Below are 13,910 nucleotides of genomic sequence, written 5' to 3'. Positions count from 1 at the left end.
GCATTTATCTCAGCGCTCAGGCAACGGCGGAGTGAAGAAAAGCTAATACATCACTCAGATAGAGGCTCACAATACTGCTCGAAGGAATATCAAGATATCCATAAGAAACACAGAGTGACTTGCTCGATGACTGACGGGTATGACTGTTATCAGAATGCGTTAGCAGAGCGCGTAAATGGGATACTCAAAATGGAGCTCTTACTGAGGAAGCCGAAAGTTCTGGAAGAAGCGAGGAAAATGGTAGCAGAATCCGTAGAGATCTATAATCAAATGAGGCCTCATACGGCTTTAAAATACAAAACGCCCGATGAAGTACATCGAGCGTTTTAGTTAAAAAGTGTCAACCCATATCAGGACGGGTCAATGTTGCCTGGACAACGAGGTTAAATCACAAAAAACTACTCAACAAGATTTTAATAAATGTTCATATTAATCTAAGGTTTGTCGGTGGTTTTCGCTAAGAAATTGACCAATTTAAGCGTTTTTGAATGCAATTTAGACAAACGATTTAAAAATTGAAAAATAATGTTGACTCGGATGATCGAATCCGTAGAATGCATCCCGTACCCAAGAGGAACGCAATGCAGTGAATCTTGGAATTACAGAGGCGCGTTGGCAGAGTGGCTATGCAGCGGATTGCAAATCCGTGGACCTCGGTTCGACTCCGGGACGCGCCTCCATTTGCGACACTAGCTCAGTTGGTAGAGCGCAACCTTGCCAAGGTTGAGGTCACGAGTTCGAACCTCGTGTGTCGCTCCAAATTTATAGGTATGGCTAAGGCGATATCTTGATGGTGTCTCCATCACACATTTAGTGTGCCCTGGTGGTGGAATTGGTAGACACAAGGGATTTAAAATCCCTCGGCGTTCGCGCTGTGCCGGTTCAAGTCCGGCCCGGGGCACCATCTTAATGCTCATTTGAGCGCTATGCGACACTAGCTCAGTTGGTAGAGCGCAACCTTGCCAAGGTTGAGGTCACGAGTTCGAACCTCGTGTGTCGCTCCAAATTTTAAACCCAGCCTGATGGCTGGGTTTTTTGTTATTTGGGCTTTGTTCTGGGGCTAAGGTTTAAGTTGGTACACATTTCCACGATCGGTGGAAAAGTATATCCATCCTTGCGGGCTGACCTCGATATCGCGGATTCGCTCACCCAGCTCTTGCAGAATTCTCTCTTCACCCACTGCTTCAAAGTTATCATTCAGGCTGACGATGTTAATATGAGTCAGTTTAAGCGAGCCTGAAAGAAGTTTTCCGTTTAGCGCGGGATACTTATCACCTCGGTACAGTATAAGGCTACCGGGAGCGATAGAGGGCACGTACACTTTGACCGGTGGTTCTATTCCCGGTTTTTCTTTGGCGTCACCAACGTCTAATGGGCCCCAATACTCCTTACCGTGGGAAGTGACAGGCCAGCCGTAGTTTTTTCCCTTTTGGATGCGATTAATCTCATCGCCCCCCCTTGGTCCGTGTTCAATTTCCCAAAGCTGTTGGGTTTGAATGTCGTAAGTAAGCCCCTGGGGATTGCGGTGACCATAAGTCCAGATTTCATCCAGTATCGTTGGATCTTTCACAAATGGGTTGTCTTGCGGGATCGAACCGTTGGGATTAAGACGCAATATGGCAGCAGCGTGTGTCTGTGTGTTTTGCCCGTTGTCTCTATTGCCACGATCGCCGATGGAAAAATAGACGTGCGATTGGTCAAACGCAATCCGGCTACCAAAGTGACGTCCAGTGTCAGACGTCGAACGACTCACTAACACATCTCGCCAGTTAGTGAGGTTACCGTCGCGATAATCCGCAACTGCTAGCGTAGTAGCACCTTGGCCATTCACGTCCTTGCTGTAGGTAACGTACACTTTACCAGGATCAAACGGGGAGACGGCAATATCCAGCAGGCCACCTTGTCCGCGAGCCCATACGCCTTCTACCTCAAACAGGTTGCGAATAGCGCCAGTCGACAGCGTCAGTTGTTTTATCCCACCATTGCGCTCTGTGACAAGGAGAGTGTCGTTGTCGACAAAGCTCATGCCCCAGGGGACCGCAAAGCCGCCCGCCACTTTCTCAACTTGCCAGCCCCAGGCTGGAAAACACAATGTAGCCCCGAGTAGGGGAAGAGTCAGTCGACGCATGTTTGTTCCTTTTGTTGTTTTTTAAACAGCGTAGCGGCTTAAGGAAACTATTGCCCGAATGAATATTTAACAAAAAGTAACTTGATATGATCGATTTATCGGCTATTATGACGATGTGTCAAAAATGACGAATCGTCATAATTTGGCAGGCTACACAGATAATGCTTTCGTGTTAAACTTAGTGCGTCAGGAAATCAGGACCAGAGACGGAAGACATGTTTGGCTTTAGCTGTATAAAGAGTGAGAAGAATGAACCCGGCCGAGGCTCAGGTTTGAGCAAGAAGCAGCAGGCGATAGCAAATCGTGAACTCGAATTGATCGAGCTCGCTATTGGCATTATTCGTGAGCAAGGGTTTGGTGCGTTGACTATGGATAAGCTGACTGCAGCCAGTCCCTATTCAAAAGGCACGATCTACAATCATTTTTGCAGCAAAGAAGACGCCATTCTTGCCGTATGCGTCAATTCTTTACGCCGGGAGTCACAATTGTTCGAACGTGCCGCAGGCTTTGAAGGAAGCTCGCGCGAAAGAATCATTGCGATGCACGTGGCGTTTCGCATTTATGCGCGAATGGAGCCGGTGCTGTCAACGTGTGCCATCATGGCAAAAAGTCCATGGGTCATTGAGAAAGCCTCTCCAGAGCGGATAAATTACCTGAATCAACTGGAAGAGCTGGTGATTCAGGGGGCAGATGATCTGGTCAGTGCAGCGGTGCAGGAAGGGGATCTTCGATTTACGCCCGGCATCAGCTCAGATGCGATTGTATTCGCTAACTGGTCGATTGCTTTTGGATCAAATGCCTTAACACAAAACGCATCCAACAGCCGCTGTATCAGCCGCTTGCAGGATCCGTTTACGGTGTTGCACAATGCGAATATGCTGCTGGATGGTCTGGGCTGGAAACCGCTCTCGTCTGAGTGGGATTACAGAAAGACCTGGCAGAAAGTTGAACAGACTCTGTTTAAAGATGAACTGACTTATCTGGAATCGGTGGGCCGTTAACGCTCCACCAGCCTGTGACAGGATTAAAACCCATGCAAATGGGTTTTTAAATATCCATTAATGACGATTCGTCAAAAAATGAGAGAGCATGGCTGTCCCATTTTGACGCTTACTGAGAGCAAAACGTTCACTTTGCTCTGTCGTGTAAAAAATCACGTCACAAATGGAGAATGTGATGAAACAGGTTACCCTTCCAGACAACCGCGCTCAGTTCTGGCTGACCGCACCCACACGCTACGCCTGGCTGGTGTGTATGGCGGTTTTAACCGCAATACTCGTCGCTGCTTTAGGTGCGAAAAATCTCTACTTTCGTGGGGATTACAACATCTTTTTCGATGGCAGCAATCCTCAACTTCAGGCGTTTGATGAAATTCAGACGACGTTCGCTAAATCGGACAGTGTCGCTATTGTCATTGCACCAGAAAACGGCAATGTGTTTAATCGGCGAACCCTCACTTTATTACAGAAATTGACCAAAGATGCCTGGCAAACACCGTATTCCAGTCGGGTTGACTCTTTGGCTAACTACCAGCACACAGAGGCGATTGATGATGATCTGCTGGTTGAAGACTTGCTTTACGACGAGTATCCGCTTACGCCTGAGCGAATCGAAAAAGTCAAACAGATTGCGCTAAATGAACCTCTGCTTAAAAACTTACTGATTTCAGCAGACGGTGCCGTGTCGGTGGTCAACATCACAGTGCAGTTGCCGCAGGACGACGAGACTGCGGAGGTCACGGAAGTGGTGACCTATATCAATCAGTTGCTGGAACAGTATCGTCAACTCTATCCGGATGTCGAATTCCATAAAGCGGGCATCATCGCGATGAACGAGGCATTTATGGTATCTGCTCAGCAGGACACCGCGACGCTCGTACCCACCATGTTGCTGGTCATTCTGGTTTTTCTGACCTTGATGCTGCGTTCTTTGTTGAGTGTGATGGCGACGTTACTGGTGATCATCGGCTCGGTTGTGGCGACGTTGGGGCTGGCCGGTTGGGGCGGGGTGTTTATGTCCACGGCGACGGTGAATGTGCCGACCTTAATCATGACACTAGCCGTTGCCGATTGTGTGCATGTGATTGCGACCATGCGTTACAACCTGCAAAAAGGCCACTCTAAAACCTATGCCATTGATCACAGTGTCACTATCAATGTGGTTCCGATCCTGATCACTTCCGTGACAACGGCGATTGGTTTTCTGATGATGAATATGTCTGACTCACCAGTTCTGCGCGACTTCGGTAACCTATCGGCACTGGGGGTGATGATCGCTTGCGGCCTGTCGATCAGCCTGCTGCCAGCGCTACTTAAGATTTTACCGATTCGTGTTGCGCCAGCATCGCAGCAGCAGCCGACAACACGCATGGATCGCCTGGCCGATTTTGTGGTCACACAGCGTAAATTGTTGTTGCCCTTGTCCGTGATTGTGATTGTGGCTTTTGGTGCGTTGATCCCGCTGAACAAAGTGAACGATGATGCCGTGAAGTATTTTGACACGCGCAGTGATTTTCGTCGTGCGGCGGATTTTATGGAATCCCACATCAGCGGAATGACCAACATCAGTATTGCCGTCAAAACACATGAGTCACAGGGGATTGCCGATCCGAAGTTTATTGAGACCATTGGCGCATTCTCTGAATGGATGAGAGCCCAACCTGAAACGGACCACGTTGCCACTTTGTCGGATGTCTACAAACGGCTCAATAAAAACATGCACGCCGATGATGAGCAATATTTCCGTCTCCCTCAGGACAGAGAGCTGGCTGCGCAATATTTGCTGTTGTATGAAATGTCGTTGCCTTACGGGTTGGATCTCAACAACCAGATCAATGTCGACAAATCGTCACTAAAGTTGGTGGTTACAACCGATAACCTCGGCAGTAAAGAGCTGGTCGCGCTCGAAAATCGTATTTACGCCTGGTTCAATACCAACGCGCCGCAATACGAGGTCGTGGCATCCAGTCCATCAATGATGTTTGCCCATATTGGTGAAACCAATATGCAAAGTATGTTATCGACGTTACCACTCACTCTGGTTTTGATCTCCGCACTGATGATTTTTGCTTTGCGTTCGCTGCGGCTGGGGATCATCAGCCTTATTCCTAATATGGCTCCGGCGATCATCGGTTTTGGTGTCTGGGCACTGCTATCAGGCGACATCAACCTCGGATTATCCGTCGTCGTGACACTGACGTTGGGGATTGTGGTCGATGATGCCGTCCATTTTCTCTCCAAATATCAGCGGGCTCGTCAAGAAGGACAAAGTGCCGAACAGGCGGTGCGTTACGCCTTCCACACTGTTGGCCGTGCGTTGTGGATCACGACGGTAGTGTTGGTCGCCGGGTTTATGGTTTTGGCGATGTCGAGCTTCAGACTCAATTCCGACATGGGGCAACTCAGTGCGCTGGTAATTTTACTCGCTCTGATCGTCGACTTTCTGTTTCTCCCGACACTGCTGATGCGTTTTGATACCAAAACTTATCCCGCAGATGTGCCGTTATCTCAACCTCAGTCTCAACCGGGATATCCGGCTACGAATTCGACTCACTAGAAGGAACATATCAATGAATATTGCTAAGCCAACATACTTTACCCGCGTGTTATCTCTTGCCTGTGTCTTGATGGTTACAGCCGGAGTGGCGTCACCTGTCTGGGCGGATCCGGCCCGGGGGCTGGAAATTGCTCAGGAACGCAAAGTCCGTGATGAGGGGTGGGGGGATACGATCGCGACCATGGAAATGGTACTGAAAAACGCGCAGGGAGAGAGCAGTACTCGCCTGATGCGCCTCAAATCACTGGAAGTGACCGGTGATGGCGATAAGGGACTGACGATTTTTGACCAGCCAAGAGATGTCTCAGGCACCGCCTTTCTGAATCATTCACACACTTTAGATGCGGATGACCAGTGGCTGTATTTGCCCGCGCTGAAACGGGTGAAGCGGATATCTTCACGCAACAAATCGGGCCCATTTATGGGCAGTGAGTTTGCATACGAGGATCTCAGTTCGTTTGAAATTGAAAAATACACCTTCAATTACGTCAAAGATGAAGAGATCGATGGCCAGCCTGCGTTTGTGCTGGAACAAGTACCGACTGATAAAAACTCTGGTTACACACGTCAGATTGTGTGGATTGATCAGATTCATTTTCGTCCGTTGCAGATCGAATTCTATGACCGAAAAGGTGCGCTTCTCAAGACGCTTCAGTTCAGCCAGTACCAACAGTATCAAGGGAAATACTGGCGAGCACACGCGATGAATATGCAAAATCACCAGACCGGTAAGAGCACACTGTTAACCACCAGTGAGATCACTTTCAATAACGGGCTGGATGCCAAGGATTTCCAGAAAACCGTGCTGAAACGCGTGAAGTAAGAGGTCGCGATGAGTCGAACAAATGATCGTATCTCTGTGATTGCTTCTCTGGCGCTAGCACTCGTTCCGTTACAATGTCACGCGTGGGAGTTGTCCGGCCAGGTCAACCTTGAGCATCGGCAGTTTTTTGAACGCGGTCTGGACGGGCAGGGCCGGGAACAAAGTTCGTTAGTCTTGCAACCGGAAATCTACCAGTCATGGGGTGATGGCAATACAAGCTTTACTTTTGTGCCGTTTTATCGTCTTGATAGTATGGATGATGAACGTACACATGGTGATATTCGTGAAGCACTTTATCTGACGTACTGGAGTGACTATGAGCTACGGCTTGGCATTGGCAAAGTGTTTTGGGGGGTAACGGAGTCGGAGCATCTGGTGGACGTGGTTAACCAGACCGATGCGATTGAAGCGGTCGATGGCGAAGATAAATTGGGGCAACCCATGATTCATTTCACCAGCATTAAAGAGTGGGGGGTCGTGGATGCACTGTTGTTGCCCTATTTTCGTGAACGGACATTCGCAGGTGAAGATGGTCGCTTGAGACCGACGATCCCGGTTTCTGATGACGCTCTGTATGAATCCTCGCGTAAAGAAAAGCACGTGGATGTGGCCTTGCGTTACGCGAAAATGTTGGGTGATTGGGATGTCGGGCTTAGTTATTTCCAGGGCACCAATCGTGATCCTTACTATCGTCTGCAATCGCAACAACTGAAACCTTACTATGCGCAGATGTCTCAGGTCGGGCTCGATGTTCAGGGGATCGTCGGTGACTGGTTATGGAAGCTCGAGAGTATCTATCGAGATAGTGAAGATAACCACACTGGTGTGGTCTCGGGGTTTGAGTACACCTGGGTAGGGGCGTTAGGGTCCGTATGGGATGTCGGGTGGATAGCGGAGTATCTGTACGACAGCCGGGGTAACAATGCCCAGACAACCGGACAGAATGACCTTTTTCTCGGAACGCGTTTTGCGCTGAATGATGAAGACGGAACGGAAGTTTTGATCGGGGTATCACAAGATCTGGATCATTCAGATGTGTACAGCGCCAAGCTAGAGGCATCGAGTCGCATCAATAATCACTTTAAATGGCGCATCGATGGTTGGTTGTTCGAAAACAACACGCCGGATGATTTGCTTTATTTTGCGCGAAGGGATGATTTTATTGAGTTCTCTCTGGAGTACTATTTTTAATTTCTTTCTGGTCTCACTTTATTTTCTCGAGTGACAAATAAAAAGGACGCAGAAGCTGCGTCCTTTTGTTATCAGACGAAAGAAAAATCATTAATTTTCAGTCACATTTAAGGTCACGCCTGAAAAGCTGTTGTAAGCGCGCAGCATAATATACAGATCTTCTCCAGCCACCGCTGCGGAGCACGACTCGTTATTGCCGGACAGATAAGGTCGGCAGTCATAGGCGCTGGTGGTTGGCTGAACGCCAGAGCGAACATACAAATCGGCATCGCCGCTTCCTGAGTTGATGGTGACGTTAAGCGGTGCGGTTCTGTTTTGCGCTTTCACTACCCACATCTGTTGTTCGCCTTTGCTGAGCGCTAAACCAGTGACAGGGGTACCCGGAACCAACTCCTGGATGCCGTTATTCGGTTGTCCGACCGAACCATCGGGCAGCGTGTTGTTGAAGAATGTGGCGACCTGAGGCCAAATTTTGCTGATTTTAACCCCTTGGTTTTCACAGCCACCAAAGTGGTGCAGAGCGATCGCTTTGTTGTTGGCCGTGTTCAGCACTGGCGAACCTGACGAGCCGCCGATGGTGTCACAAAAGTAACCGGTATCGGTATTGGTGCCTCGTCCATTCGCCGATGCAACATCAATCTGGCAATAGCCGGAGCCGTTTTGATCACTTTCAATCGCCAACTCTTTTGGATTGCCCGAGCCATGCTGAGGAATGTAGATTCCGTTACCATACACTGGTTCGCTGTTATCCAGCCCCAGATAACCAAAGGATTCAATTTTACTGAAATCATCCACGGAAAATAGAGTGTAGTCTAAGGTATAATCGGTGCTGAAAAGTTGGTCACCCATGACTTTCACTGTGGCTGATAACGTGCCGTTACAAGTGCTGCGTTGGTAGTTGAACCACACCTCGGTATTTTTGAGTTCTGCTTCGGTGCTGACACAGTGGTTGTTGGTAAACAGTTTATTGTCAGGACCAACACGCCAGGCCGTGCACAGGCTGCGTCCATCGATCAGTAATCGGGCGACCGGGCTCGACCAGGCGACTTTTTCGGCGTGTGAGTCCTGCCAGCACGCTACGTCTTTCCGCTCATTCACGCCGCAGGTCGACAGTGTTGTGTTGCTGCTTTCAAAGCTGGTGGCGGTTTCTTTGCCTGCCATGTAGTAATCGATATCAAACTGACCGGTTTCTCCCTGCGCATTCGGGATCAGCTCAATGGTGATCTGGTCGCCAAAAATAGACTGCGCATACCAGTCGGTTTGACTGGTGGAATACTCAACCACCTCTGATCCGTCACGTGATGTTAGGCGAATCACACTGCCTTTAGGTAAGGTCAGGCTCTTGAAGTGAAGTTTGATGAATTCAGCATCGGTATGCTCGACAGTCATCGAAGTGGATGTCGCTCCGACAGAGGATAGGGTGAACGGGATTTCATCTGCGATCACAGGCAACGCGGTTTGCGCGTAAGCCACTGAGGAGACAATACAAGATGAAGCTAAGATGACGTTGCGTATTATGTTTATCATTGGAGTTCCTTTCTATGTGAGGTCCAATAAAAACATAAGCAATAAACACAAATAAGCAATCTGTTGCTTATTTGTGTTTAGGTGAAATTTCGTTGAAAGAGTGAGCCAGAGACCGAAATAACAGGTCTGAGCGTATCAAGGTAAAAGGCAAGAAATGCTTTCCCGCAGTCAATGGGATTCATTTTTTGCGAACCAGATCAAACCAACCAATCATCACCAGTAGACGTTACTCGCGCTTTATCACGGTGCTCTTTGGGGTGGGAAAGAACGTTGAAATTCGTTGATATTTCTGTAATTTACAGCGCCTTTAACATCCATACATCGCACCCACCATGCTCTGTTCCTTCCAGAGGACTATTCAAATGAATAAACCCGAGCTTTTCATACAGCTGGATTGCAGATTTCATCGACGTCAGTGTATCAAGGTAACACTGCTTAAACCCTTGCTGGCAAGCAAAATCCAGACAACGTTTGGCCAACGCTTTACCCAGACCCAGCCCGCGACTTTCCGGTAACAGAAAAAGTTTTTTCAGTTCACAAGTCTGTGCCGACCCCTGAAACGGGGCCAGACCACAGCCTCCGACGATTTTTCCGTCAACCGTAGCCACCAGGTACAAACTTTGTCTGTCGGCAGTGTAGTATTCGCTCATCGCCAGCACTTCAGGATCAGATGGCCCAAAACCTTCACCGACGGCACCGAACTCTGCACCTACGGCTTTGATGATGGCGTAGATATCAGCGTCTTGATCGGCGCGGATAGGTTCAATTACAGCAGTCATTTTTAATCCTTTTTTTCTTTTAATTACCAATTAACTTGGTGTTAAAAGCACTTTTATCAAGTGTTGAGGTGAAATTTTACCCAAAGGCGGTAAATAAACGGATTTCAGTTTGGATTTGACCTTGTCATTCGTTACTATGTACAGCTATCTATAGACCCAAGATTCCTGTCGGGTACTGGCTGTTGAGCAGCCTGCCCAGAATGGACACTACCACTTATATCTATTGCCTTGCAGGTAGGTATAGGTAGATGAGGAAACGATGCAACATCTAGAAGAGATCATTGCTAACGCGAACGCAGCCATTGAATCTGCAGATTCGTTAGTCGCACTTGATGAAGTGCGTGTTCAGTATCTGGGCAAAAAAGGTGAGCTAACCGCTCAGCTTCAAAGCCTGGGTAAACTACCACCAGAAGAACGCCGCGAAGCTGGTCAAGAGATCAACAAAGCGAAAGGCGTGGTTCAACAAGCAATTGCAGCTCGTAAAGACGCACTGCAGACTGCGGAACTGGAAGCCAAACTGGCAGCAGAAACGATCGACGTAACGCTACCGGGTCGCCGTATTGAAAACGGTGGTCTACATCCAGTCACTCGTACCGTTGAGCGTATTGAACAGTTCTTTGGTGAGTTGGGCTTTAATACAGAAGCCGGTCCTGAAATCGAAGACGCATTTCACAACTTTGATGCGCTGAACATTGCTGAAGATCACCCAGCTCGTACTGACCACGACACCTTCTTCTTTAATCCAGATCTGATGTTGCGTACTCATACCTCTGGCGTACAGATCCGTACGATGGAAAATGGCAAACCGCCGTTCCGTTTCATCGCTCCGGGCCGTGTATACCGTAACGACTACGACCAAACACACACGCCAATGTTCCACCAAGTGGAAGGTATGCTGGTTGATGAAAACGTCAACTTTGCCCAGTTGAAGGGTATTCTGCACGACTTCCTGTGTAACTTCTTTGAAGAAGAAGTTGAGGTTCGTTTCCGTCCTTCATACTTCCCGTTTACCGAGCCTTCAGCAGAAGTTGATGTGAAAGGTAAAAACGGCAAATGGCTAGAGGTTCTGGGCTGTGGCATGGTTCACCCGAACGTTCTGCGTGCAGTAGGTATCGACCCTGAGAAATACTCTGGTTTCGCATTCGGTATGGGCGTTGAGCGTCTGACGATGCTGCGTTACGGCGTAAACGACCTACGTGCGTTCTTCGAGAACGATCTTCGTTTCCTAAAACAGTTCAAGTAATCCAGGGGATTTATCACTATGAAATTCAGCGAATCATGGCTTCGTGAGTGGGTAAACCCTGCGGTATCGACTGACGAGCTTACTCACCAAATTACAATGGCGGGTCTGGAAGTAGACGACGTACTACCTGTAGCCGGTTCATTCACTGGCGTTAAAGTGGGTCACGTTGTTGAATGTGGTCAGCACCCTGACGCAGACAAACTGCGCGTAACGAAAATCGATGTTGGTGAAGACGAACTGCTCGACATCGTTTGTGGCGCGTCAAACTGTCGCCAAGGCCTCAAAGTTGCAGTTGCAACCGTAGGCGCGGTGCTTCCGGGCGATTTCAAAATCAAGAAAGCGAAACTGCGCGGCCAACCTTCTCACGGTATGCTGTGTTCCTTCACTGAACTGGGTATCGACGTAGAATCAGATGGCATCATGGAACTGGCTGAAGATGCCGTGATCGGTACTGACTTCCGTGAATTCCTGGGTCTGAACGATGTCACGGTCGACGTAGATCTGACAGCAAACCGTGCAGACTGTTTCAGCATTCGTGGTCTGGCGCGTGAAGTGGGCGTACTCAACCGTGCCGATGTGACTGAGCCAGCGGTTGACCCAGTGGCGCCAGCGATCGATGACAACATCTCAATTGAAGTGAAAGCGTCAGCAGCATGCCCGCGTTATCTTGGGCGTATCGTTAAGAACGTTAACGTTCAAGCAGAAACACCGCTGTGGATGCAAGAGAAACTGCGCCGTTGTGGCATTCGCTCAATCGACCCAGTGGTTGATATCACAAACTACGTTCTGCTAGAGCAAGGCCAACCAATGCACGCATTTGATCTGGCTAAGATCGACGGCGGCATCGTGGTACGTATGGCAGAGCAGGGCGAAAAACTGACCCTTCTAGACGGTACCGAAGCAGAACTAAACGCGGACACACTAGTGGTTGCAGACCACAGTAAAGCGCTAGCAATCGCGGGTATTTTCGGTGGTGAAGAATCTGGTGTAACATCAGAAACTAAAGACGTGCTACTAGAGTGTGCATTCTTTGCACCTGACCACATTCGTGGCCGCGCTCGTAGCTATGGTCTGCACACTGATTCTTCCATGCGTTTTGAGCGTGGTGTCGACTTCGCACTACAAGCAAGCGCAATGGAACGTGCAACTGAGCTGCTCGTTGAAATCTGTGGCGGTGAAGTGGCACCGGTTGTCGCGGTAGAATCTGAATCAGACCTACCAACAGCGAACACAGTAGCACTGCGTCGCACTAAGCTAGACAACCTACTTGGTCATCACATCCCTGATGCCGACGTAGTAGAAATTCTAGAGCGTCTTGGTCTGACTGTTGAAGCAACAGAATCGGGTTGGATCGCGACAGCACCAACATGGCGCTTTGACATCGCGATTGAGCAAGACTTGATCGAAGAAGTGGGCCGTATCTACGGTTATGACAACATTCCTAACCAGCACCCAGTTGCTGCGCTTAAGATGCACAACCACGTAGAAGCGGACCTTCCTCTTAAACGTGTACGTAACCTGCTGGTTGACCGTGGCTTCCAGGAAGCGATTACCTACAGCTTTGTTGAACCAGAGCAGCAAAAACTGATCGTGCCAGACGTAGAGCCTCTGATTCTGCCATTCCCAATCTCTGCGGAAATGTCAGCAATGCGCCTGGGTCTTATCCAGGGTCTGTTGAATACTGTGGTTCACAACCAAAAACGTCAGCAACCACGCGTTCGTCTGTTCGAATACGGTCTGCGTTTCATTCCTTGTGAATCGGCAGAAAACGGCATGCGTCAAGAGCCAATGCTCGCGGGCGTGATTGCCGGTACTCGCGGTGAAGAACACTGGGATATGGCAACGCAAACTGTGGATTTCTTTGACCTGAAAGGCGATCTGGAAGCGATTCTTGAGCTTTCTGCGAACGAAAAAGCCTACTCGTTTGCGGCAGCGAAGCATCCAGCACTTCACCCAGGTCAATCTGCGGCAATCATCGTAGATGGCAAAGAAGTGGGCGTGATCGGTACAGTTCACCCAGAGCTAGAACGCAAGTTTGGTCTGAATGGCCGTACTATCGTATTCGAAATCGAATGGTCTGCGATCAACACGAAAGTGATCCCAGAAGCGGTACAGCTGTCTAAGTTCCCATCAAACCGTCGTGACATCGCAGTCGTTGTTGACGAAACCGTTGCTTCTGGTGACATCGTTGCAGCATGTCTGGAGCAAGGTGGCGAGTTCCTGAAAGACGCGAAACTGTTCGACGTTTACGTAGGTAAAGGTGTTGAAGACGGCAAGAAGAGCCTGGCGATTGCACTGACGCTACAATCGGTTGAGCGTACGCTTGAAGATGCCGATATCGCAGGCGCGGTAGACGCGATCGTTGCACACGTATCCGATAAGTTCGGTGCTGCTCTGCGCGACTAAGTGCCATAATGAACTCTGATTAACGAGTGTTCAAACCCTGCCTGTTCGGCAGGGTTTTTTATTGTATAGAGAAAACCCCCAGCTAGGCTGGGGGTTCCGTAAAGCTTACAGCTATAAGTTAGTTATATAACCCCTTTCAATTTGATAAAAACGTCTTGTGGTCTGGCAACTGCAAGAGTTAATTAAGAATTGAAAGGGGGTCCCAATGGGGGACGAAAAGAGCTTAGCGCACACGCGATGGAATTGTAAATATCATGT

The 13,910-nt window shown here is 49.0% G+C and carries 10 protein-coding genes and 4 tRNA genes; 11 read left to right on the top strand and 3 right to left on the bottom strand.

Translation table 11 applies throughout. The features are described from left to right. The 5 genes from CAG64_RS09340 to CAG64_RS09320 form a co-directional block, all read left to right on the top strand. The coding region (locus tag CAG64_RS09340; protein ID WP_161489306.1) for an integrase core domain-containing protein at positions 1-330 on the top strand (330 nt) is incomplete at its 5' end. 276 nt (positions 331-606) lie between these two features. Beyond that, positions 607-680 (top strand) — tRNA-Cys (locus CAG64_RS09335). A gap of 3 nt (positions 681-683) precedes the next feature. After that, positions 684-759, top strand: a tRNA-Gly gene (locus CAG64_RS09330). Positions 760-817: 58 nt separating this feature from the next. Further along, positions 818-904 (top strand) — tRNA-Leu (locus CAG64_RS09325). A gap of 24 nt (positions 905-928) precedes the next feature. Beyond that, positions 929-1,004 (top strand) — tRNA-Gly (locus CAG64_RS09320). A gap of 56 nt (positions 1,005-1,060) precedes the next feature. Here CAG64_RS09320 and CAG64_RS09315 read toward each other — a convergent pair. Beyond that, the gene (locus CAG64_RS09315) at positions 1,061-2,128 is read right to left on the bottom strand and encodes a PQQ-dependent sugar dehydrogenase (protein ID WP_161488768.1); all 1,068 of its coding nucleotides are present in this window, start codon (positions 2,126-2,128) and stop codon (positions 1,061-1,063) included. Between the two features lie 215 nt (positions 2,129-2,343). Here CAG64_RS09315 and CAG64_RS09310 point away from each other — a divergent pair, with 215 nt between their 5' ends. The 4 genes from CAG64_RS09310 (at position 2,344) to CAG64_RS09295 (ending at position 7,697) form a co-directional block, all read left to right on the top strand. Next, entirely contained in the window at positions 2,344-3,129 is a 786-nt protein-coding gene (locus tag CAG64_RS09310) for a TetR/AcrR family transcriptional regulator (RefSeq protein ID WP_021705490.1), read from the top strand. A gap of 175 nt (positions 3,130-3,304) precedes the next feature. Next, positions 3,305-5,683, top strand: a complete 2,379-nt coding sequence (locus CAG64_RS09305; protein WP_161488767.1) for an efflux RND transporter permease subunit — start codon at positions 3,305-3,307, stop codon at positions 5,681-5,683. A 70-nt stretch (positions 5,684-5,753) separates the two neighbouring features. Next, positions 5,754-6,506 (top strand): outer membrane lipoprotein-sorting protein, encoded by a 753-nt coding sequence (locus CAG64_RS09300; RefSeq protein ID WP_237668252.1) that lies wholly within the window; start codon positions 5,754-5,756, stop codon positions 6,504-6,506. A gap of 9 nt (positions 6,507-6,515) precedes the next feature. Continuing rightward, positions 6,516-7,697: a hypothetical protein gene (locus CAG64_RS09295; protein WP_161488765.1), complete on the top strand. Its 1,182-nt coding sequence runs from the start codon at positions 6,516-6,518 to the stop codon at positions 7,695-7,697. 90 nt (positions 7,698-7,787) lie between these two features. On the opposite strand, the gene CAG64_RS09290 is transcribed toward CAG64_RS09295, so the two are convergent. Continuing rightward, the gene (locus CAG64_RS09290) at positions 7,788-9,224 is read right to left on the bottom strand and encodes a serine protease (RefSeq protein WP_161488764.1); all 1,437 of its coding nucleotides are present in this window, start codon (positions 9,222-9,224) and stop codon (positions 7,788-7,790) included. 296 nt (positions 9,225-9,520) lie between these two features. Then, positions 9,521-10,003: a GNAT family N-acetyltransferase gene (locus CAG64_RS09285; RefSeq protein ID WP_161488763.1), complete on the bottom strand. Its 483-nt coding sequence runs from the start codon at positions 10,001-10,003 to the stop codon at positions 9,521-9,523. A 259-nt stretch (positions 10,004-10,262) separates the two neighbouring features. Between CAG64_RS09285 and pheS the strand changes: the two genes are divergently transcribed. Both pheS and pheT read left to right on the top strand, forming a co-directional pair. Then, positions 10,263-11,246: a phenylalanine--tRNA ligase subunit alpha gene (gene pheS, locus CAG64_RS09280; RefSeq protein ID WP_021705496.1), complete on the top strand. Its 984-nt coding sequence runs from the start codon at positions 10,263-10,265 to the stop codon at positions 11,244-11,246. An 18-nt stretch (positions 11,247-11,264) separates the two neighbouring features. After that, positions 11,265-13,652 (top strand): phenylalanine--tRNA ligase subunit beta, encoded by a 2,388-nt coding sequence (gene pheT, locus CAG64_RS09275; RefSeq protein WP_161448753.1) that lies wholly within the window; start codon positions 11,265-11,267, stop codon positions 13,650-13,652. Positions 13,653-13,910 lie beyond the last annotated feature (258 nt).

Source organism: Vibrio sp. V38_P2S17PM301 (assembly GCF_009904845.1).
In the GTDB taxonomy this organism is placed as follows: Bacteria; Pseudomonadota; Gammaproteobacteria; order Enterobacterales; family Vibrionaceae; genus Vibrio; species Vibrio proteolyticus.
Note: the sequence above shows the minus strand (reverse complement) of the source record. Positions and strands in the feature narration are given on the sequence as shown.

Bases quoted from the DNA above. Each gene is read 5' to 3' on its own strand.
- CAG64_RS09315 (WP_161488768.1), bottom strand. From the start codon at position 2,128: ATGCGTCGACTGACTCTTCCCCTACTCGGGGCTACATTGTGTTTTCCA.
- CAG64_RS09310 (WP_021705490.1), top strand. From the start codon at position 2,344: ATGTTTGGCTTTAGCTGTATAAAGAGTGAGAAGAATGAACCCGGCCGA.
- CAG64_RS09305 (WP_161488767.1), top strand. From the start codon at position 3,305: ATGAAACAGGTTACCCTTCCAGACAACCGCGCTCAGTTCTGGCTGACC.
- CAG64_RS09300 (WP_237668252.1), top strand. From the start codon at position 5,754: ATGGTTACAGCCGGAGTGGCGTCACCTGTCTGGGCGGATCCGGCCCGG.
- CAG64_RS09295 (WP_161488765.1), top strand. From the start codon at position 6,516: ATGAGTCGAACAAATGATCGTATCTCTGTGATTGCTTCTCTGGCGCTA.
- CAG64_RS09290 (WP_161488764.1), bottom strand. From the start codon at position 9,224: ATGATAAACATAATACGCAACGTCATCTTAGCTTCATCTTGTATTGTC.
- CAG64_RS09285 (WP_161488763.1), bottom strand. From the start codon at position 10,003: ATGACTGCTGTAATTGAACCTATCCGCGCCGATCAAGACGCTGATATC.
- pheS (WP_021705496.1), top strand. From the start codon at position 10,263: ATGCAACATCTAGAAGAGATCATTGCTAACGCGAACGCAGCCATTGAA.
- pheT (WP_161448753.1), top strand. From the start codon at position 11,265: ATGAAATTCAGCGAATCATGGCTTCGTGAGTGGGTAAACCCTGCGGTA.